The sequence below is a fragment of the Devosia sp. CAU 1758 genome (assembly GCF_054482695.1).
The window spans coordinates 675899-695580 of sequence record NZ_JBTLRJ010000001.1; the positions used below are offsets into that span (position 1 = coordinate 675899).

22 protein-coding genes are annotated in these 19682 nt (G+C 61.5%); 13 read left to right on the top strand and 9 right to left on the bottom strand.

What is annotated here, in order from left to right; genetic code table 11:
* Positions 1–14: 14 nt before the first annotated feature.
* Positions 15–830, top strand: a complete 816-nt coding sequence (locus ACXYMS_RS03385) for an SDR family NAD(P)-dependent oxidoreductase (protein ID WP_458903667.1) — start codon at positions 15–17, stop codon at positions 828–830.
* A gap of 9 nt (positions 831–839) precedes the next feature.
* Positions 840–1439, top strand: a complete 600-nt coding sequence (locus ACXYMS_RS03390) for a TetR/AcrR family transcriptional regulator (protein WP_458903669.1) — start codon at positions 840–842, stop codon at positions 1437–1439.
* Positions 1440–1542: 103 nt separating this feature from the next.
* On the opposite strand, the gene carB is transcribed toward ACXYMS_RS03390, so the two are convergent.
* Positions 1543–4854 carry a carbamoyl-phosphate synthase large subunit gene (gene carB / locus ACXYMS_RS03395; RefSeq protein ID WP_458903671.1) on the bottom strand — a complete coding sequence of 1104 codons (3312 nt, stop codon included), beginning with the start codon at positions 4852–4854 and terminating at the stop codon, positions 1543–1545.
* 179 nt (positions 4855–5033) lie between these two features.
* Positions 5034–5375, bottom strand: a complete 342-nt coding sequence (locus ACXYMS_RS03400) for a DUF6968 family protein (RefSeq protein WP_458903673.1) — start codon at positions 5373–5375, stop codon at positions 5034–5036.
* Positions 5376–5910: 535 nt separating this feature from the next.
* Here ACXYMS_RS03400 and ACXYMS_RS03405 point away from each other — a divergent pair.
* Together ACXYMS_RS03405 and ACXYMS_RS03410 are read left to right on the top strand one after the other, a co-directional pair.
* Complete coding sequence (locus ACXYMS_RS03405) at positions 5911–6249, top strand: type II toxin-antitoxin system RelE/ParE family toxin (protein ID WP_458903675.1); 339 nt, start codon at positions 5911–5913, stop codon at positions 6247–6249.
* Positions 6246–6542 (top strand): helix-turn-helix domain-containing protein, encoded by a 297-nt coding sequence (locus ACXYMS_RS03410; RefSeq protein ID WP_458903677.1) that lies wholly within the window; start codon positions 6246–6248, stop codon positions 6540–6542. The genes ACXYMS_RS03405 and ACXYMS_RS03410 overlap by 4 nt, the downstream gene beginning before the upstream one ends.
* A 108-nt stretch (positions 6543–6650) precedes the next feature.
* On the opposite strand, the gene greA is transcribed toward ACXYMS_RS03410, so the two are convergent.
* Both greA and ACXYMS_RS03420 read right to left on the bottom strand, forming a co-directional pair.
* Positions 6651–7133: a transcription elongation factor GreA gene (greA, locus tag ACXYMS_RS03415; RefSeq protein WP_458903678.1), complete on the bottom strand. Its 483-nt coding sequence runs from the start codon at positions 7131–7133 to the stop codon at positions 6651–6653.
* A 198-nt stretch (positions 7134–7331) separates the two neighbouring features.
* Positions 7332–7682, bottom strand: coding sequence for a DUF2200 domain-containing protein (locus ACXYMS_RS03420; RefSeq protein WP_458903680.1), 351 nt, complete (start codon positions 7680–7682; stop codon positions 7332–7334).
* Between the two features lie 100 nt (positions 7683–7782).
* Between ACXYMS_RS03420 and ACXYMS_RS03425 the strand changes: the two genes are divergently transcribed.
* The 5 genes from ACXYMS_RS03425 to ACXYMS_RS03445 all read left to right on the top strand — a co-directional run bounded on the left by ACXYMS_RS03425 (position 7783) and on the right by ACXYMS_RS03445 (position 11350).
* Complete coding sequence (locus tag ACXYMS_RS03425) at positions 7783–8109, top strand: hypothetical protein (RefSeq protein WP_458903682.1); 327 nt, start codon at positions 7783–7785, stop codon at positions 8107–8109.
* 11 nt (positions 8110–8120) lie between these two features.
* Positions 8121–9071: a CAP domain-containing protein gene (locus ACXYMS_RS03430; RefSeq protein ID WP_458903684.1), complete on the top strand. Its 951-nt coding sequence runs from the start codon at positions 8121–8123 to the stop codon at positions 9069–9071.
* 105 nt (positions 9072–9176) lie between these two features.
* Positions 9177–9497 carry an ArsR/SmtB family transcription factor gene (locus ACXYMS_RS03435; RefSeq protein WP_458903686.1) on the top strand — a complete coding sequence of 107 codons (321 nt, stop codon included), beginning with the start codon at positions 9177–9179 and terminating at the stop codon, positions 9495–9497.
* 156 nt (positions 9498–9653) lie between these two features.
* Positions 9654–10046 carry a VOC family protein gene (locus ACXYMS_RS03440; RefSeq protein ID WP_458903688.1) on the top strand — a complete coding sequence of 131 codons (393 nt, stop codon included), beginning with the start codon at positions 9654–9656 and terminating at the stop codon, positions 10044–10046.
* A gap of 80 nt (positions 10047–10126) precedes the next feature.
* The gene (locus tag ACXYMS_RS03445; protein ID WP_458903690.1) at positions 10127–11350 is read left to right on the top strand and encodes a PQQ-dependent sugar dehydrogenase; all 1224 of its coding nucleotides are present in this window, start codon (positions 10127–10129) and stop codon (positions 11348–11350) included.
* 58 nt (positions 11351–11408) lie between these two features.
* On the opposite strand, the gene ACXYMS_RS03450 is transcribed toward ACXYMS_RS03445, so the two are convergent.
* The 3 genes from ACXYMS_RS03450 to ACXYMS_RS03460 form a co-directional block, all read right to left on the bottom strand.
* Positions 11409–11609 carry a CsbD family protein gene (locus ACXYMS_RS03450; RefSeq protein ID WP_458903692.1) on the bottom strand — a complete coding sequence of 67 codons (201 nt, stop codon included), beginning with the start codon at positions 11607–11609 and terminating at the stop codon, positions 11409–11411.
* 106 nt (positions 11610–11715) lie between these two features.
* Positions 11716–12084: a response regulator gene (locus ACXYMS_RS03455; protein ID WP_458903694.1), complete on the bottom strand. Its 369-nt coding sequence runs from the start codon at positions 12082–12084 to the stop codon at positions 11716–11718.
* Positions 12085–12313: 229 nt separating this feature from the next.
* On the bottom strand, positions 12314–13423 hold the full coding sequence (locus ACXYMS_RS03460; protein ID WP_458903696.1) for a THUMP domain-containing class I SAM-dependent RNA methyltransferase: 1110 nt from the start codon (positions 13421–13423) through the stop codon (positions 12314–12316).
* 146 nt (positions 13424–13569) lie between these two features.
* Here ACXYMS_RS03460 and yghU point away from each other — a divergent pair, with 146 nt between their 5' ends.
* Positions 13570–14436, top strand: a complete 867-nt coding sequence (gene yghU / locus ACXYMS_RS03465; protein ID WP_458903697.1) for a glutathione-dependent disulfide-bond oxidoreductase — start codon at positions 13570–13572, stop codon at positions 14434–14436.
* A 184-nt stretch (positions 14437–14620) separates the two neighbouring features.
* The gene (locus ACXYMS_RS03470; RefSeq protein ID WP_458903698.1) at positions 14621–15013 is read left to right on the top strand and encodes a YciI family protein; all 393 of its coding nucleotides are present in this window, start codon (positions 14621–14623) and stop codon (positions 15011–15013) included.
* A 15-nt stretch (positions 15014–15028) separates the two neighbouring features.
* Here the strand turns inward: ACXYMS_RS03470 and ACXYMS_RS03475 are convergent, their stop codons facing one another.
* Entirely contained in the window at positions 15029–17014 is a 1986-nt protein-coding gene (locus ACXYMS_RS03475) for a glycoside hydrolase family 43 protein (RefSeq protein WP_458903699.1), read from the bottom strand.
* A gap of 144 nt (positions 17015–17158) precedes the next feature.
* Entirely contained in the window at positions 17159–17608 is a 450-nt protein-coding gene (locus ACXYMS_RS03480; RefSeq protein ID WP_458903701.1) for a hypothetical protein, read from the bottom strand.
* A gap of 178 nt (positions 17609–17786) precedes the next feature.
* Here ACXYMS_RS03480 and motA point away from each other — a divergent pair, with 178 nt between their 5' ends.
* Positions 17787–18650 carry a flagellar motor stator protein MotA gene (motA, locus tag ACXYMS_RS03485; protein WP_458903702.1) on the top strand — a complete coding sequence of 288 codons (864 nt, stop codon included), beginning with the start codon at positions 17787–17789 and terminating at the stop codon, positions 18648–18650.
* A 55-nt stretch (positions 18651–18705) separates the two neighbouring features.
* Positions 18706–19626 carry a flagellar motor protein MotB gene (locus tag ACXYMS_RS03490; RefSeq protein ID WP_458903704.1) on the top strand — a complete coding sequence of 307 codons (921 nt, stop codon included), beginning with the start codon at positions 18706–18708 and terminating at the stop codon, positions 19624–19626.
* The last annotated feature ends 56 nt before the right edge of the window (positions 19627–19682 follow it).

Below are 19682 nucleotides of genomic sequence, written 5' to 3' on the forward strand. Positions count from 1 at the left end.
TGAGGAGTGAGACGATGAGTGCTGAAAAATGGATGACGCGGCTGGACGCCAAACGGTTCGGGCCATGGGCCGTGGTGACCGGGGCAAGTTCGGGGATCGGGCATGAATTTGCCCGGCAGATTGCGGCATCAGGGATCAATCTGGTCCTGGTATCGCGGCGGGGCGCCGCGCTGGAGGCGGTGGGGGAGGCGTTCAAGCGCAGGCACGGGATCGATTATCGGGTGGTCGAGGCCGATCTCAGTGAGCCGGGTGGCGAGCAGGTGGTGACGGAGGAAACGAAGGATCTCGAAATCGGTCTCTTCATTTCCAGTGCCGGCACCGGGCAGCCAGGCGCATTCCTGGCCTTCGAGCGCGAGCAGTTGTTGCGCCAGACACAGCTGAACGGGGTGTCCCATATGTTGCTGACCCACCATTTCAGCCGCCGTTTTGCGGCGCAGAAACGAGGCGCGACGCTATTGGTATCGGCGCTAGGCGCGGATAGCGGTATTCCTTTCCACGCCAATCCGGCAGCGGCCAAGGGGCTAGTGAACACGCTGGGGCGGAGTCTTCATGCCGAGTTGAAAGAACACAATGTGGGTGTGACGGTTTTGATCGTCACACCAACCGAAACCCCGCTGATCAAGAAGATGGGGCTGGATGCCTCGCCCATGCCGATGAAGCCGATGCCGGTCGCCAAATGCGTGGCCGAGGCGTTGGTGGGCGTGAAGCGGAAGAAGATGGTTGTGGTGCCGGGGCGGTTCTACCAGATCATGAATGCCGTGATGCCGCACAGCTTGGTGCGGGCGATGACCGCGAATATGATGCGGCAGAGTACAACATTCGTGGGTTAGGAGCACGCCTTGGCTGACACAGGCAAACCGGCCCCTCGCGGCAAGCGCGAGCGGCTGACCCGGGCAGCGGTGGAACTGGCGCATCGCCAAGGCTATCGCCAGACCACGCTGGCGGACCTGGCCATGACCGCCCAGGTGCCGCTGGGCAATATCTATTATTACTTCAAGAGCAAGGACGATATCGGCCGGGCGGTGCTGGAGCAGCGCTTGGCCGAGGTCGCCGGGATGGAACAGATGCTGTCGGGCCTGCCGACAGCGCTGGAGCGGCTGCTGGCCTTCGTCGAGAATTCCATCGGCAATGCACCACTGGTGGCCGAGTTGGGCTGTCCGCTGGGGTCATTGAGTGCCGAAATGAGCAAGGATGGCAACGAATGGTCCGGGCAGGCAAAGGGATTGCTGGGCGGGCCGATGGCCTGGATGGAGCGCCAGTTTGCCGAAATGGGGTTTGGCGAGAAGGCAGCGGACCTGGCGCTGCAATTGCAGGCGTCGCTGCAGGGGGCGTCGCTATTGGCGCAGAGCCTGGGCGAGCCGGCATTGCTGGTGCGGGAAGGGCGGCGGTTGCAGGGCTGGTTGCGGGAGTTGGGGGACGGCACAGGCCGCGCGCATTAATAGATTGCATTACCCCCACCCCGCTCCGCTACGGCCGTTTCAGGCCTGGCGTCGCTACCTCCCCCTCGAAAAGGGGGAGGAGAGTGAGTGGTTTATGCTGATATTACGCCGCGAAGTAGTCCTGGAGGGCGCGGACCTGGAGGCTGCCCTGCTTGAGGGCGACTATGCCTTCGACTGCGGCCAGGGCCCCGTCGATGGTGGTGTAATAGGGAATCCTGGAGAGAAGCGCAGTGCGGCGGATGTCGCGGCTGTCGGAAATCGACTTGAGGCCATCGGTGGTGTTGATGACCAGCTGCACGCCGCCATTCTTCATGCTGTCCACGATATGCGGACGGCCTTCGAGCACCTTGTTGATCTTGGTGGCCGGGACATTGTTGTCGACCAGGTAGCGCTGGGTGCCGCCGGTGGCCAGAATCTCGAAGCCGGCTTCGACCAGGTGGCGGGCCATGTCGACGATATATTGCTTGTCATCGTCACGCACGGAGATGAAGACCTTGCCCGAGGTGGGCACCTTCTGGCCGGCGCCCATCTGCGATTTGGCAAAGGCCATGGCGAAATCGGTGTCGAGCCCGATGACTTCGCCAGTGGACTTCATTTCCGGACCGAGCACGGTGTCGACGCCGGGGAAGCGGTTGAACGGGAAGACGGCTTCCTTGACCGCGATGTGCTTGAGCTTCTTCTCGACGAGGTTGAAGCTGGCGAGAGTTTCGCCGGCCATGATGCGCGAGGCGATCTTGGCGATGGGCTCGCCGATGACTTTTGCCACGAAGGGTACGGTCCGGGAGGCGCGGGGGTTCACTTCGAGGAGGTAGATGACGCCGTCCTTAAGCGCATATTGCACATTCATCAGGCCGCCGACCTTAAGGGCGAAAGCAAGTTCGGCCGTCTGGCGCTTGAGTTCGGTGATGATCTCGGGCGAGAGGGTGCGCGAGGGAAGGGAGCAGGCCGAGTCACCGGAATGGATGCCGGCTTCCTCGATATGCTCCATGATGCCGGCCACGAAGACGTCCTTGCCATCGCAAAGGCAATCGACGTCGATTTCGGTGGCGCCGGAGAGATAGGCGTCGAACAGCAGCGGATTGTCGGACAGCACCGAATTGATCTGGCCGGTCTTGTCATTGGGGTAACGCTGGAGAATGTCGGGCGGGACGAGGCCTGTGAGCGTGTCCTGCACATAGGATTCGAATTCCTTGGCCGAATGGACGATGGCCATGGCGCGGCCGCCCAGCACGTAGGAGGGGCGGATGACCAGCGGATAGCCGAGGCGCTCGGCAACGAGGCGGGCTTGCTCAAGCGAATAGGCGATGCCGTTCTTTGGCTGGGTCAGTTCGAGCTTGTTGAGGAGCTTCATGAACTGGTCGCGGTCTTCGGCGAGGTCAATGGAGTCGGGCTGGGTGCCCAGGATCGGCACGCCGGCCTTCAGCACGGCTTCGGCCAGGTTCAGCGGGGTCTGGCCGCCGAACTGGACGATGACGCCATGGAGGGTGCCGTTCTGCTTTTCGGTAAGCAGGATCTCGATGACGTCTTCCTCGGTCAGCGGCTCGAAATAGAGACGGTCGGAGGTGTCATAGTCGGTCGAGACGGTCTCGGGATTGCAATTGACCATGATGGTCTCATAGCCGGCATCGGCCAGCGCGAAGGCAGCATGGCAGCAGCAATAGTCGAACTCGATACCCTGGCCGATGCGGTTGGGGCCGCCGCCGAGAATGACGACCTTCTTGCGGTCGGTGGGACGGGATTCGTCCTGGACCTTGCCGGCGAAAGGCATTTCATAGGTCGAATACATATAGGCAGTGGGCGAGGCGAATTCGGCTGCCGAGGTGTCGATGCGCTTGTAGGCGGGACGCACTTCGAGGCTGTGGCGCAGCTTGCGCACATCATTGGTCTTGAGGCCGGCAAGCTGGGCGAGGCGCGCGTCGGAAAAGCCCATGGATTTTAGCTGCCGTAGGGTGGCGGCGTCCTGGGGCAGGCCGAACTCTTTCACCTTGGCTTCCATGTCGACGATGCCGCGCATCTGTTCAAGGAACCACGGATCGATCTTGCAGGCCTCGAAGATATCTTCGTTGGAGACGCCCAGGCGCATGGCTTCGGCGACATGGAGGAGGCGGGAGGGCGTTGCGGTGCCGAGGGCGGCCTTGATAGCGTTCTTGTCCTCGCCTTCGCCCAGGCCTGGAATGCCGATCTCGTTGAGGCCGGTCAGGCCGGTTTCGAGCGAACGCAGGGCCTTTTGCAGTGATTCCTGGAAGGTGCGGCCGATGGCCATGGCCTCGCCCACCGACTTCATCGAGGTGGTGAGGCGATTGTCGGCGCCGGGGAATTTTTCGAAGGCAAAGCGCGGGATTTTCACCACGACATAATCGATGGTGGGCTCGAAGCTGGCCGGGGTGGCGCCGCCGGTGATGTCGTTTTCGAGTTCATCGAGGGTGTAGCCGACGGCGAGGCGCGCAGCGACCTTGGCGATGGGGAAGCCGGTGGCCTTCGACGCCAGCGCCGAGGAGCGCGAGACGCGCGGGTTCATCTCGATGACGACCATGCGCCCATCGGCCGGATTGATGCCGAACTGGACGTTGGAGCCGCCGGTTTCAACACCGATCTCGCGCAGCACCGCCAGGGAGGCGTCGCGCATGATCTGGTATTCCTTGTCGGTCAGCGTCAGGGCCGGGGCGACGGTGATCGAGTCGCCGGTATGGACGCCCATCGGGTCGATATTTTCGATGGAGCAGATGATGATGCAGTTGTCCTTCTTGTCGCGGACAACCTCCATTTCGTACTCTTTCCAGCCGAGCACGCTCTCTTCAACGAGCACTTCATTGGTGGGCGAGGCGTCGATGCCGCTTTCGCAGATGGCGAGATATTCCTCGCGATTGTAGGCAATGCCGCCGCCGGTGCCGCCGAGGGTAAAGCTGGGGCGGATGATGGCGGGCAGGCCGATGACCTCGAGCGCCTGCAGCGCCTCGATGGTGTTGTGGGCGAGCATGGAGCGCGGGGTTTCGAGCCCGATCTTCTTCATGGCATCGCGGAACAGCTCGCGGTCCTCGGCCTTGTCGATGGCTTCCGCCGTCGCGCCAATCATCTCGACATTGTATTTTTCGAGAATGCCCATCTTCCTGAGCGACAGCGCGCAATTGAGCGCGGTCTGGCCACCCATGGTGGGGAGCAGCGCATCGGGGCGCTCCTTCTCGATGATCTTGGCGACCACTTCGGGGGTGATCGGCTCCATATAGGTGGCGTCGGCCAGGTCCGGATCGGTCATGATCGTGGCCGGGTTCGAGTTCACCAGGATGATCCGGTAGCCCTCTTCCTTGAGCGCCTTGCACGCCTGGGTGCCCGAATAATCGAACTCGCAGGCCTGCCCGATAATGATCGGACCCGCACCGATGATGAGGATCGATTTGATGTCGGTACGTTTTGGCATTTTTGTGCTCGCTCGGCTTACTGTCGGACGCTGGCGGGCGAGGAAGAGAATCGCCCGAACACACCTGTCCGCGCGAAACCCGCGTGGCAGTTGAGCACTGCGGCGCAGGGAAGAGACCGAACATGGTGGTTAAGCGGGCGGTTTAGCGGAAAGGGTGGCGAAAGGGAAGGGGGGAGGAGTCACTCCGGCACCTGTGCGATGCGGTCTTCGCCGATGAGGTCCTCATAACCGGGTTTCGGCATGGGAAAGCCATAACCCTCGCCTGGCTTGTCCCAGCGCAAGGTCCCTGAAGCATGGTAAGGGCTGCCATAGAGTTCCACGGCTATGCGCTGCATGGTGAGATAGACGGCCTGCACGCTATCAAAGCCCCTGACGACGGCCTTGCGGTCCCCATCTGGCCAACCAATTGAGAAGCTGCACTCCCAGCACCGATCGGCTTCAATGGGGGCGTGTATGTGGATGGGGACGTAAACATCGCCATCGGGCGTGTTGGTGGTCAAGGTTCGGGTGATAAACGTCATTTTGGTTTAGAACCTCAGTCTAGGAACGTAATTGTTCTTCATACATGCCGCATGCCTGTCCATGGACAGGGACCAGCATCGCGCACTTCCGGCCATCCTGCACAGTTCCTCGTCCAACAGCAGCTGGGCATCGCACAACTCGGCACGAGCGGGATCATATTTGCCGGCTACATGGTCCCTTTCGCTGTGGGCATCATAATCGGTCCATTGTCCACCGTTGGGATTGCCGGCCGGAACTCTCGGTTGGTCCGGTCGATACTTGCGCAGCATCGATTGGATCTGAAGGGATAGGGAATACAATTTCAAATCCAGGAGAGAACTGCGCGTGCTCAGAAGTTCTTTCAATGTGGGAAGTCTGGTCATAGTCATCACCGCTCCATTTTCCCGACAATGTTCGCATCGATTGGGGCCCTGGGGATAAGTCGAGTTGTCGGCCTCAGTGTCGGCAGCGTTTCGCCGCTAATCAGGATCAAGGCTGGACGCAAGTGAACTCGCAAGCTTGATGTTACTGCCCCAATGGGGTATATCACTATTCATGCAAACCGTCGCTGAAACCTCCCTTTTCATCCGTCAGGCCGAGCGCCTGTTTGACGCGGATGAGAAGGCGGCAGTGATCGCGTTTCTGGCGAGCAACCCCTATGCAGGCGATGAAATTCCCGGCACGGCGGGTGTGCGCAAGGTTCGCGTGGCGGCACATGGCAGGGGCAAGCGAGGTGGCGCACGCGTCATCTATTATGTGTTTGACGAGAATGCGCCGATTTTTGCCCTGCTAGTCTATGGCAAGGGCGGCAAGGCCAATCTGTCGGCAGACGAAAAGGTGGCAGTCAAAGCGATCGCAGTGGCGATCAAGACGGCATACAGGAGCAAGGCATGAGCAAGTTTGGCAAGGACCTGATCGAAGCGATGAGCGAAGTGCTGGCCTATGCCGAGGGTGCGAATACGGGCGTGGTCGAGCATCGGGTTGATCTTGAAGCCATTGATGCCCGGTCCATCCGCAAGTCTCTGCATCTGACGCAGGAGCAGATGGCGCTCATGCTGGGCACGAGCACGTCTGGTTATCGCAAGTGGGAACAAGGTGAGCGCCAGCCGAGCGGCGCGGCCCGGACACTGTTGCGCGTGATGGAGAAAGAGCCTGAGGCGGTGTTGCGGGCGCTGACAGAGGCGTAGCTCTCGGGGGTGAAGTGCGCGCCGGCACCCCCACCTAGCTCTGCTACGGCCCGATGGGCCTAGCGACGCTACCTCCCCCGTCGAGGGGGAGGTGATGATTGCAGGCAATCACCCAATCCCCACAATCTCCACCTCTGCCTCGCCCAGCACAGCCGTGTCGCCCACACCCTTGGCCATAAGCGCCCGGGCCAGCGGTGAGGCGAAGGAAAGCGTGCCGGATTTGGGGTCGGCTTCGTCTTCGCCGACGATGGTGTAGGTCTGGGTGCGGCCGTCGTCGCGCTGAACCGTGATGCGGGAGCCGAAGGCGACGGTGTCGTTGGTTTGCGGGGGCGGCACGATCTGGGCGGTGCGGATGCGTTCGGCGAGGTAGCGGAGGTCGCGGTAGGGATTGGCGGAATGGCGGCGGCGTTCGTTGATGTCTTCGATGGCAAGGGCGGTTTCATAGGCGGCGGTCGCTTCGGCAAGTTGCCGTTCCAGCGCGGCCAGTCCATCGGCGGTCACGAGGTTGGGCCCTGCTGGAATGGGTTTTTCCGGCAGCGTGGTTTCGGCGGCCGTCTCGGCGCTGTCTTCCTTGGTAAAAGCTACGCTCACTGAAACACTCCTGATTCCGGCTGACATGAAGGGTGGCGCAATCACGTTTTCCCGGCGTTCCCTTAGATCCAGATATGTAGGTGCTCCAGCGGCGAGATGAAATGGTCGGGCGTGGCGCACCCCCACCCAGCTCTGCTACGCCCGTTGGGCCTAGCGCCGCTACCTCCCCCGTCGAGGGGGAGGTGAAAGGGGCCGGTGCTAACCGCGAAGAATCTTCTCCATCTTGCGGCCTTTGGCGAGTTCGTCGACGAGTTTGTCCAGGTAGCGCAGTTCGCGCATCAGGGGGCTTTCGATGTCTTCGATGCGGACGCCGCAGATTACGCCGGTGATGAGGGAGCGGTTGGGGTTGAGGGCGGGGGCCTTGGCGAAGAAGTCGCGGAAACTGGTCTTGTTGGCCAGTTCGGCTTCTAGCGTTGGCTGGTCGTAGCCGGTGAGCCAGCGGATGACCTGGTCGACTTCCGCCTTGGTACGCCCCTTCTTTTCCGCTTTGGTGATGTAGTGCGGATAGACGCTGGCGACGCTGATCGAAAAGACCCGGTGATTATCCATGCGACTTGTCCTGAAGCTGACAGCGAGAGTTTTGTTGGTTCGGTGGGAACCAAGTGGCGCCGATCGCGTGATCTTATGAGACATTCAGAGGAGATGCATCATGTCACGCCACACTGCCATTCTCGCCGCCGCCCTGGTTTTTGCAGCCGCCTCCATGCCTGCCTCCATGGCGCAGGACACCATTATCGACACTTCGCCGGTGGCCTGTCCAAGCCAGCAGGAGCTGGAACAGGCGATCAGCAGCGAGGGCAGCATTCTCTCCGAAGAGTGCATAGAGATTGACGTTAGCCGGCTGATGTCAAACAGCGTCGAATTGTGTCTGATCGATTTTGGCGCCGATGAGGGTTTCCTTGGCCGGTTGCGGGACGCGGCATTCCCGACCCAATGGTGGGTGGAGTGCAGTGATCTCGAAGCCGCGCTGCAATAATGGGCCGTGATGTGCGGCGGCGCCCGGCGCTGCTTGCACTGGGCCTGCTGATGTTGGGTCTGGCTGCGAGCGGCGCCGGAGCGCAGGAGAGCGGCGATCTTGCCGGACTGCGCCAGCGGGCGCTCGAATTGGTCAATGCCAGTCGCGCCGAAGCCGATCTGCCGGCGCTCGGGCCTGGTGACAGGCTCAATGCCGCCGCGCAGGGCCATGCCCGGGACATGCTGGAGCGTGATTATTATGCCCACAGCTCGCCGGAGGGCGACACCGTGCAGGACCGGTTCCTGGCGGAAGAAGGCAGTCGCTGGGAATTGGTGGCCGAGAATATCGCGCGCTGTGCAGCCTGCACTGATACGCCGGATATGGCCGCCATGGAACGGTTGCACCAAGGCTGGATGGATAGCCCCGAGCACCGGGCCAATATCATGGCGAAGGGCCTGGCGCGGTTCGGGTTTGGAATTATCACCGATGCGGAACAGGGGCTCTATGCGGTCCAGACCTTTGCCGGCCCGGGAACTTCGCGCGGACTTGAGGCGGGTGCGCCCGCACGCCCGATAGAACGAAGGGCCATGACGGCGGCGCTGCTTGAGCCGGTCAATGCGGCCCGGATCGAGGCCGGACTAGATCCCATTGAACCGAATGCGGCGCTCGAGAGCGCAGCCGAAAGCCTTGTTCCTGTCAATCTCGAAGAATTTGTCCTTGATGGCATCGGCAATGTGTTCGACGCGCTTGGCGCAGACGCGCAAGCACAATGGTCGAGCCTGTTCACCCTTGCAGGCGCATGCGGGGGTTGCGGCATCGCGCCAACCGATACTGACATGGCCAGCTTCGCCAGCCAATGGCTGGATCAGCCGCAATACCGCCAGTCCTTGCTTGACCCCGAGGTCGGCGCCGCCGGGGTGATCGTCCGGGCGGATGGCGAGGGGCGCAAGGTGGCTCTGCTGGTGCTCGGCACGCAGCGATAAGACTGCCCGCACACAGGACTTTTCGGAAGGGTGCCTGTCATGTTGACATGCAATGATTTCCTAGCATATAAAAAGGCAATGAAACACTTGCATAATGGCTGACTGATGAACGCAGAACAGCTGGACCGGATTTTCAAGGCGATTGCCGATCCGACGCGGCGGCGGATCGTGGATCGATTGGCGACGCGGCCGAACCAATCGCTGTTCGAATTGTGCGCGGCGGCGGTTGCCGAGGGGCAGCCGGTGTTGTCGCGGCAGGCGGTGAGCCAGCATCTGGACATGCTGGAAAAGGCCGGGCTGGTCAGCGTGAGCTGGTCGGGACGGACCAAGCTGCACAGGTTGGAGCTTGAACCGTTGCGGGCGGCGCAGGCGGCATGGCTGGGGCGGTATCTCGATGTGTCGAGCGAGGAGAACCCCCCACCCTAGTTTCGCTACGCCCACCGGGACCAGCTGCACTACCGTCCCCACAATGGGGGAGAAAGTTGGTGAATACCGGCACCGCGGCCTGCGCCTCCTTCCTCTTGGTGGAGGGAATGAGGGTGGGGTGATCAAAGCCAGATTGAATCGAAAGGACCAAAGAGAATGAAAATCCATGTGACGAGCGTATTTGTCGACAACCAGGCCGTGGCGCTGGAATTTTATCGGGACAGGCTGGGTTTCGTGGTCAAGCACGACATTCCGCTGGGTGGGGAGGATCGGTGGCTGACCATGGTGTCGCCGGATAATCCCGAGGGGACCGAATTGCTGCTGGAGCCGAGCGGGCACCCTGCAGTGGGGCCGTTCAAGGCGGCGCTGGTAGCGGACGGGATCCCGGCTACCTCGTTCATGGTCGATGACATGGCAGAAGAGGTGAAGCGGCTCAAGGACAAGGGCGTGCAGTTCACGGTGGAGCCGATGAATGCCGGCACGGTGCTGATGGCGGTGTTCGATGACAACTGCGGGAACCTGATCCAGATCGTGCAGATGAAGGGCTGACCTTATCGTGAATGCCGGGCGCGCAACGAAGGGGAAAGTGAGGGGCTTAGGAAATATCTGACGAATAACGGAGATTTCCAATGATCCTCACATCACGGCTCCTGGCGAGTACCATGCTTTCGGCAGCGCTGCTGGCGACGCCCGCACTGGCACAGGGCCAGTCCGTTGAAACAGCGCCACCCAATGCCCCTGACCAGACCCCGGCTTTCGAGGGGCAAACCCGCGCGCCGCAACCGGAGGAGACCGAGGCAGTGGATCAGGCGGTCATCGCCGAGGGGCTGCCGCATCTGTGGGCGATGGAATTCCTGCCCGACGGGCGGATGCTGGTTACGGCCAAGCAGGGCGCGCTGCATATCATTACGCCCGAGGGTGAGGCCAGCGAAGCCATCACCGGTCTGCCCGAGGTGGATATGGCCGGGCAGGGCGGTTTGCTCGATGTGGCGCTGGCGAATGATTTCGGGAGCTCTGGGCGCATCTATGTGTCCTTCGCCGAGCCGCGCGAGGGTGGCAATGGCACGGCCGTGGCGGCGGCGACGCTGGTGCTCGACGAAGCCGGCGGCGGGACCCTTGAAGATGTCGAGGTGATTTTCCGTCAGGAGCCGACCTATGACGGAGACCTGCATTTTGGCTCGCGCATCGTGCCGACCGAAGAGGGCAATCTCTATGTAACGGTGGGCGAACGTTCCGATGACCCAATCCGGGATCAGGCGCAGGAGCTGCAAAGCGGGCTGGGCAAGATCTTCCGGATCACACCTGAGGGCGAGCCGGTCGAGGGCAATCCTTATAGCGATACGCCGGATGCGCTGCCGGAAATCTGGAGCCTTGGGCACCGGAACGTGCAGTCCGCGACGCTGGACGATGAGGGGCGACTGTGGACGGTGGAGCACGGCGCAAGGGGTGGCGACGAGCTTAACAAGCCCGAAGCCGGGATGAATTACGGCTGGCCGGAAGTCGCCTATGGGATCACTTATGGTGGCGAACCCATCGAGGGTGGCGTCACCCAGAGCGCTGAAACCGAGCAGCCCGTCTATTATTGGGATCCGGTGATTGCGCCTTCAGGCATGGCCTACTACGAGGGTGAAGAGTTCCCGGAATGGGATGGCGCTTTCCTCGTTGGCGGGCTGGTCTCGCAGGGTATTGTGGTCCTTCATATGGACGGCGAGCGCGTTGCAAACGAGGAGCGCGTGGATGTCGGGGCCAGGGTGCGTGACGTGCGCGTCGGGCCGGATGGCGCGGTCTATGCGGTGACCGAAGACCGTGACAGCGGAGCCTCGACAATCGTCAAGATCACCAAAGCCGACTAGAAACGAAAAAAGGCCCGGAGCAAACGCCGGGCCTTTATTATTATTCGGGCCGATCCGATCAGTTCATGCGGCTGGACCAGTCATCGACATCCTTGCGGACCTCGTCCTTGGTCTTGCCGTAGCGTTCCTGGATCTTGCCTTCGAGCTGCTCGCGATTGCCGTTAACTTCGGCGATATCGTCATCGGTGAGCTTGCCCCACTGTTCCTTGGCTTTGCCGGAAAACTGCTTCCAACTGCCTTCGATACGGTTCCAATCCATGATCTAGCTCCTTGTTAGGTCTGTCTGAAGAACGAAAAGCAAGGGAAGTATGTTCCAGCGCCTGAGATTGTCGCAGCGGCGCGGGCGCGCCGGACGCGGTCATGGGTCAGGCGGCCTTCGAAAGAGCCTGTCGATCAAGCGCCGCGAGTATGGCGCTGAAGGTGTAAGGCTTTGAGATGAACACTGCGCCGGCGGGAAGGTCGGCCTGTGCCGGGCGCACGCCACCCGAGACCACGACGATGGGTAGCCGGGGATTGCCGCTGGCGGCGAGGCGTGCCAGGGCCAGACCATTCGGGCCGTCGCCCAATTCTATATCGGTGATGAGGGCATCGATATTGGTGTCGAGCAGGCGCGCAGCCGTGCGGGCATTGCCAGCAGGCAGCACGTCGAACCCATGTTCGACCAGCTGGTCCATGAGGTCGAGCAGCAGCAAGGGCTGGTCTTCGACCACCAGAATGCGAGACATGACTGACATTTCGATTCCTTTCGATACCGCGGTACCCGGGGAGACAAGGCGTTCGCGCGGTGATCGTTGCATGCGGGGGGCGCATGGCTGATCACATGGTTAGCAATTGATTTAAATTGGCAGCATTCGCGGCTCGTGAACCCTGAGCGAGGGCCTGCCCCGATTTCGGCAGGACCAAATCGCAGACCGTTTGCGCTGCTGGCGCTTTCAACCGGGCTCGCTCCAACGCCGGCAGCGATCAGAGATTTGCCCGATAAAGCGCGATGCGGATGCCGCCGTGGAGGACGGTGGGTAGGGGCGGCTCGAAGGTGAGGCCGGTGGCCTGGGCGAGTTGCTTGTCGGCAGTGATGATACCGACGCGCCAGCCGGAAAAGCGGGTCTTGAGGACGGTGCCGAGGGTACGGTGGAGGCCGATCAATGGACCCTTGGTGCCGATGCGGGTGCCGTAAGGCGGATTGACGATGACGAGGCCCGGTGGACCTTCGCGCGGGGTCAGGTCTTCGATGGATTTCAGCTCGAAACGGGTGTGGTCGGCGACGCCGGCGCGGGCGGCGTTTTCGCCTGCCATGCGGATGGCGCCGGGATCCCGGTCGGAGCCGTAAAAGAGCGGCGGGGTCGGGATCGGCGCGGGGGGCTTCCGAAGATCGGCCCAGGCCCTGACATTGAAGCCGGGCAATTGTTCGAAGGCAAAGCTGCGTTCGCGTCCGGGATGGAGGCCGAGGGCAATTTCGGCCGCTTCGATGACGAAGGTGCCCGAGCCGCACATGGGGTCGAGCACCGGTTCGGTGCCTCTATAGCCGCATTGCGCCAAAAACATCGCCGCCATGGTTTCGCGCATGGGGGCCTTGGCCACGCCCCCCTTGAAGCCACGCTTGTGGAGCGACTCGCCGGTGGTGTCGATGCTGATGGTGACGAGGTCGTCCGCTATGCGCACCATGATGCGGAGGGCGGCATCTTCGGCAATGGGGGCGCCAAGCTCCTCGGCGATGGCCTTGGCGACGCGCTGGGCGGCGGCGCCGTCATGATAGATGCGCGAGCGCTTGCAGCTGGCTTCGACATGAACCGGGACATCGGCGCGAAGATATTCGGCCCATGGAAGCTTGCGCGCGCGCTTGTCGAGCTGAGCGAGATGCATGGCGCGGAAGGAGGCGACGCGCGACAGAATGCGGGTGGCGCCGCGAAGCACCAGATTGGCACGCCAGACATCGGGCCAGGTGCCTGAAAAGGTCACGCCGCCATCGGTTGGGGTGGCCCCGGTGAAGCCGGCGGCGCGGGCTTCTTCGGCCAAGGGAGCCTCGAGGCCGGGCGTTGCGACGAGAAAAATCTCGAAAGGGGCGGGCGTGTTCATGGCGGAGGCTTAGCCTTGGGGCGGGGAGCTGGCAATGGTGTTGGAAGAATCCGGGGCTGAAGGGTTACGCACGGGTCGATCTGTGCTTATATCGGCAAAAGGCGATGAATGTTCGCCACGAGACAATCCTACCAAGAGAGTTCGCGATGACCGAATATGTGCCGCCGAAAGTCTGGACCTGGGACAAGGAAAATGGTGGGGCATTTGCCAGCACCAACAGGCCGATTGCCGGGCCGACCCATGACAAGGAATTGCCGCGCGGCGAGCATCCGCTCCAGCTCTATTCGCTGGCGACGCCCAATGGCCAGAAGGTGACCATCATGCTCGAGGAGCTGCTGGCGGCCGGACATGACGCGGAATATGACGCTTATCTCATCAATATCGGCAAGGGCGACCAGTTCGGCTCGGGCTTTGTGTCGGTCAATCCGAATTCGAAAATCCCGGCGATGATGGACTATGGTCCAGACAAGCCGATCCGCCTGTTCGAGAGCGGTTCAATGATGGTCTATCTGGCCGACAAGTTCGATGCGTTCCTCTCCAAAGACGTGGCCAAGCGCGCCGAGACCATGAACTGGCTGTTCTGGCAGATGGGCAGCGCACCATTCGTGGGTGGCGGTTTCGGGCATTTCTACGCCTATGCGCCGACCAAGCTCGAATATCCGATCAATCGCTATGCCATGGAGACCAAGCGCCAGCTCGACGTACTGGACAGGCAATTGGCGGAGCAGGAATTCGTCTCGGGCGATGAATACACGATCGCCGACATGGCGATCTTCCCTTGGTATGGCGGCATGGTTCTGGGCCGGGCCTATAATGCCGGGGAGTTCCTCGACGTGACCAGCTACAAGAACCTCACGCGCTGGGCCAAGCAGGTGGATGCGCGCGAGCCGGTCAAGCGCGGTCGCAGTGTCAATGCAGCCGGTGGGCCGGAAGACGAGCATCTATATGAGCGCCACTCTGCGGCTGATGTGGACAAGGTAGTTGCGCTGCGCAAGGAACGCGGGACGGTTTGACACTGCCAAGGGGTTGGGTACGGGCACCAAAGCTCGGGCGTTTGCCTTAGGCCCACTCACGCCAACCCTCTCTCCCGGAGGGAGAGGGGCGGTGCGGCGGGGCCAAGGCCAAAAAACGCTGTTCTTCAGTCGAAATCGGCTGTTCTCGTTCGTCGTGTGAGCAGATCTTATCTGGAGGACGACGATGCGTTTCATGGCACTGGTTTATATCGAACCCGGTTCGATGGACGGGACGAATGAGGCTGACTTTCGAGAGCTCGATGACGCGACCATCGCGCATGATCGCAAATTGCGGGAAAGCGGTAATTTGATCTTTGCGTCGCCGCTGGCGGATCCCGAGAGCGGGCGGGTGCTGCGCTATGCCAATGGTGACCTGATCGCCACGGACGGCCCCTATGCCGAGGCCAAAGAGGTTGTGGCGGGCTTCCTGCTGCTCGAGGCGGAGAGCATCGAGGCGCTGACGCCGCTGTTCGAGGATGACCCGATCCTCAAATACGGGCGCATGGAAATCCGGCCCCTGGTGGCGCACACGCATAGCAAGACGGGCGAAGGGCGGCCTGATTTCAAGCTGGCCTGAGGCTACGCGTCTCACTCAGGCCGAGACGAAATGGAACCGTGTGCCGTCCATGCCATCGGGCGTGGGGCCGGGACTATCGGCGCGGACATTGCCATCGGGATGGATGCGCAGGAAGCGATTGGTCGCAAGGGACATCAGGATGACCTCGCCGGTGGGTGTTTCCATCCATTGCCAGTGCGTGGCACTGCCGTGGAGGCCGCCGATGGTGACGACGCCGGATGCGGTCACCGAGAGTGGTCCTTCGGCGTGATGCAGGATAACGCGACCAAGCTCGATGGCCTCGATAGTCAAGTCCATGGGGGCGCCGGCCAGGACCGTGCCGAGCTCTGCCGTAAAGCCTGAGGTCGGCGCATTGGCGAGGACCAGGGCGCCGCGCTGACCGCCGGGAATGAGGTGCATCAGGCCTCCTGGATAGCGCTCATGAACAACGAAATCGTTGAAGTCGGCATATCCGCCTTCTTTGCCTTCGGCGTTATAAGCGAAGAGCGCATGGCGGATGCCCTGAAAGGTCTTGAGCTGGAAGATCATGATCATCCGCTCGCCCAGCTTCTGGAAGTGCTGTCCATCGGTTGAGTAACTGAACCGGGCCTCCTCAGTGAGAAAGTCGCATTCGGCGCGGAGCCAGATTTCGGTGCCGGAAAAGGCGGCGGTCTTGGTGTAGCCGGTCTGGTAGTCGAAGAGCTGGAGCTCAAGGCCGCTGCCGGTATGGGCGAGGCCGATCCAACGCCAGGGCATGCCGAGCAGGCCAAGGCCCGCGACATCTCCGGGTCGCAGACCGGCGCCGTCGAGCCTGGCGGTGACGGTGGACACGGGTCCGATGGCGCGCTGGGTGAGACTGTTCCTAGCCCGCCAGAAGTCAGACGCCGGCATTGCGTGGAGGCGCAGATGGCCGGGGCGCTCAGCGAGTGACCATTTGCCGGAAACCGGGACGTGGTTCCACTGCCAGAGCGGGTTGAGCGTCGGACCGCCGAATGTGTCGTCGCGGCTGGGCCAGGGCACGGCAATCTCGGAGGGCAAGGCGGTGGCGGGCTTTACCCAGGTGCGCGGTGTGCGTCCGAGATTGCCCGGCAGGCCAAAATAGGGCCAGCCATCCTGCCAGGTGACCGGAGAGAGGCAGGTGAGGCGGCCAAGGGAATTGTAGTCCATCATCGACCACGCCCACCACTCACCGTTTGGCGTGTCGACGATGCCGCCCTGATGGAGATTGAGCCGGCCATTGGCAGCCGGATTGGGCTGCACGATCTCGAAGGGGGGATCAAGCGTGAAGGGGATGCTGGCGTCCCTGATCTTGTAGCCCTCCATGAGGCCGAAATCCTCGTCAATGGAGATGGCTGGATTGATCTCCCAGGGACCGTGCAGGTGATCGGCGCGGGCGCAGGGCATACGCATGCGGCCGGCGAACCAGGCGCTGGTTATGAGGTATTTCCCGTCCACCTTGTAGAAGTGGGCGCCTTCGCCCATCAGGCTTTCTGGCGGGGTGAGATCTCGCTCGGTCCCTGGAATGACGCGGCGCAGGCTGTCGTCCAGTTCGGCAATCTTGAGATTGCGATAACCCCAGACGACATAGGAGCGACCATCGTCGTCAAAGAAGATGGTGAGGTCATGGTAGTTGTACTCGGCCTCGGAATGCGTCCACGGACCGCGGGGGTCGGTAGCGGTGTAGATTTGCGTCTTGTGCTTGTTGACGTTGGAGAAGATGTAGAAGAGACCGTTCCTGAACCGGATGCAGGGCGCCCAGATGCCCTGTCCATAAATCTCGCCGCCGTCGAGGCGAAACTCGGGGCCCAGGTCGAGAGTATCGAAGGCGTAGGAAAGCAGGGTCCAGTTCACCAGATCCGTGGAGTGCAGCACCGGCAGGCCCGGCATGGTGTGCATGGTGGTGCCGGTCATGTAGAAATCGGCGCCCACCCTTATGATGTCCGGGTCCGAGAATTCCTCGTAAAACAATGGGTTGGTGTAGGTGCCATTGCCATTGTCGGCGGTCCAGGTCGGGCCGGTCATAGTATCGATCCATCAGAACGAGGATGCGCAGCCTCTGGGTAAAGGTGCGCCGGCACGGAAAGGCCGGGGCGCATAGTACGTGCCGCCCCGCAATTGAGTTCATCCTAATGCCTGATATGGATCATGCAATGTGATTTTTAGCCTTTAGTTGTTGATGGCGATGATGCCCCATTGTGTTTCGGCGCAATCGTCGTCGAGGCAGATATTGGTGATCCACATCGCGCCATTGCCGATGCCGACGCCTTCCGAAGTGACGATGAGATCGGCGACGTCCTGGTTGAGCACGGCCTGCAGCATGTCGGCTGAGACCAACATGTCGAAATTGTCGAGCAGGTCCTGTTCTTCGAGAACGTCATAGGTCTCGCCGTTTGCGTTCACCGTCAGCGGAAAGAAGGAGTATTGACCTAAGGTCACCGGGTCGCCGAACATCACAGCATCCTGAAGCAGCGAAAACACCTCGAAGAAGCCGTCGGCATTGCCATGGATGGCTTCGATGCTGGCATAAATATCCTCTTCGGACTGGGCGGCGGCGGGCAGGGGCGCACACAGAGGCAGTGCGACGGCGAGGAAGGCGAGGACGGGTCGGAGCAACATGGGGTTCTCGTGTGGCGTGGCGGAATGCACCCTCTCATCAGCACTCCAAAATCGTGGCGGACGCAAGAGCGGAGCACGAGAATACACCCCCTGTTAAGCCTGAGCGGACCATTATGCCCCCGCGGATGTGGCCTGTTGGCCTGCCGCACTGTGCAGCTTTCGAATCCGAGTAAGCCCAATGCGTATGATAATCGGCGTCATTACCGTGTTTGCCTGTGTCTTTGGTGGCTATGCGGCAATGGGCGGGCATGTGGAAGTGCTCTGGCAGCCATTTGAATTCGTCATCATCCTGGGGGCTGCGGTGGGTGCGTTCGTGATCGCCAATGGCGCCCCGGTGCTAAAGGCCGTGCCCAAGATGTTCGGCACGCTGATGAAGGGGCCGAAATATAACAAGGCCGCCTATGTCGAACTGCTCGGCATGCAGTACTCGATGTACAAGCTGATTCAGCAGAAGGGTATTCTCGGGATCGAGCCGCATATCGAAGACCCGCATAATTCAACCCTGTTCAATGCCTTCCCGACCTTCGCCAAGAACCACCACGCCGTGGAATTCGTGTGCGATTACATCCGCATGGTGACCATGGGGTCCAATAATGTGCATGAGATGGAAGCGCTCATGGACGAGGAATTGGAAACCCATCACCAGGAGCAGGACCGCATCGTCTCGGCCGTTCAGGCCATCGCCGACGGCACACCGGCGCTGGGCATCGTGGCCGCCGTGCTGGGCGTGATCAAGACCATGGGCGCCATTACCGAGCCGCCAGAAGTTCTCGGTCATCTGATCGGCGGCGCGCTGGTGGGCACGTTTTTCGGCGTGTTCGTGGCCTATGGCTTTTTCGGACCCTTCGCCCAGTCGCTCAAGAACACCTTTGAAGCGGAATCGAAGTATTTTCTATCGCTCAAGGTGGGCCTGCTGGCCCATATCGGCGGACAGCCGCCGGTTATGGCCATCGAGTTTGCCCGCAAGGCGCTGATGAGCGAAGTGCGTCCGTCCTTCAACGAAGTGGAAGCCGCCACGGCTGCCTTGCCAGCCACGACCTGATCCGGGAGCGCGAAGCCCTCCGCCGATCCAAGCTCCAGAAAGCCGGTAAGCCAGAATGGCGAATTACGACCAGCCGATCATCATCAAGAAGATCAAGAAGCACAAGCACGCTCATCATGGCGGCGCCTGGAAGATCGCCTATGCCGACTTCGTGACCGCGATGATGGCGTTTTTCCTGCTGCTCTGGCTGATCAGCATGACGACCCCCGAGCAGAAGGAAGGCCTGGCAGATTATTTTGCTCCTGCGGCGCTGAGCCTGTCCACCAGCGGCGCCGGCGGGGTCATGGGCGGCAGCGCCATGGACAATTCGGGCAACCAGATGTCTGGATCGTCTGCCGACGTCATCGACAATCGCCCGGCTTCGCCGCAAAGCTCGGACCAAGGCACGGTCGATACCCATATTGGTGGACCGGCGCGCCAGCAGGGCAGCGAGCGGCAGGCAAACAGCGACAGCGAATTCAATCTCAAGGCCATCGACACGCAGGCCTTCCACAGCGCTGCCGCCAGTATCAAGCAGGCCTGGCAGTCGCTGCCGGAAGTGACACCGTTCATGGATAACCTGCTCATTGAAGAGACCGAGGAAGGTCTCGACATCCAGATCGTCGATCAGCAGGGGCGCCCAATGTTCCCCGAAGGGTCGAAATATCCGCTGGAGCCGACGCGGGCCGCCATCGCGGCGATCGGCCCGATCCTGCAGCAGCTCAATGCGCAGGTGACGATCTCGGGGCATACCGCAGCAGGCGGGCGCTATGACAATCCGCGCTACGGGCCATGGGAACTGTCGGCAGACCGCGCCAACGTGGTGCGCTCGATCCTGGGCGAATTCGGCATGAGCGATGATCGCTTCAAGGCGGTGTCGGGCCGGGCGACGGATGATCCTTTCTTCCCCAATGATCCCTACATGTCGGCCAATGAACGGGTGCGCATTACGGTGCTGCATGCGCCGCCACCGGTGCCTGTCGGATTGCAACCCTGACATATTGGGGTTTTTCCGGTAAGCGGTACCAACCTCTGCGCCAGATGTGAGCACTC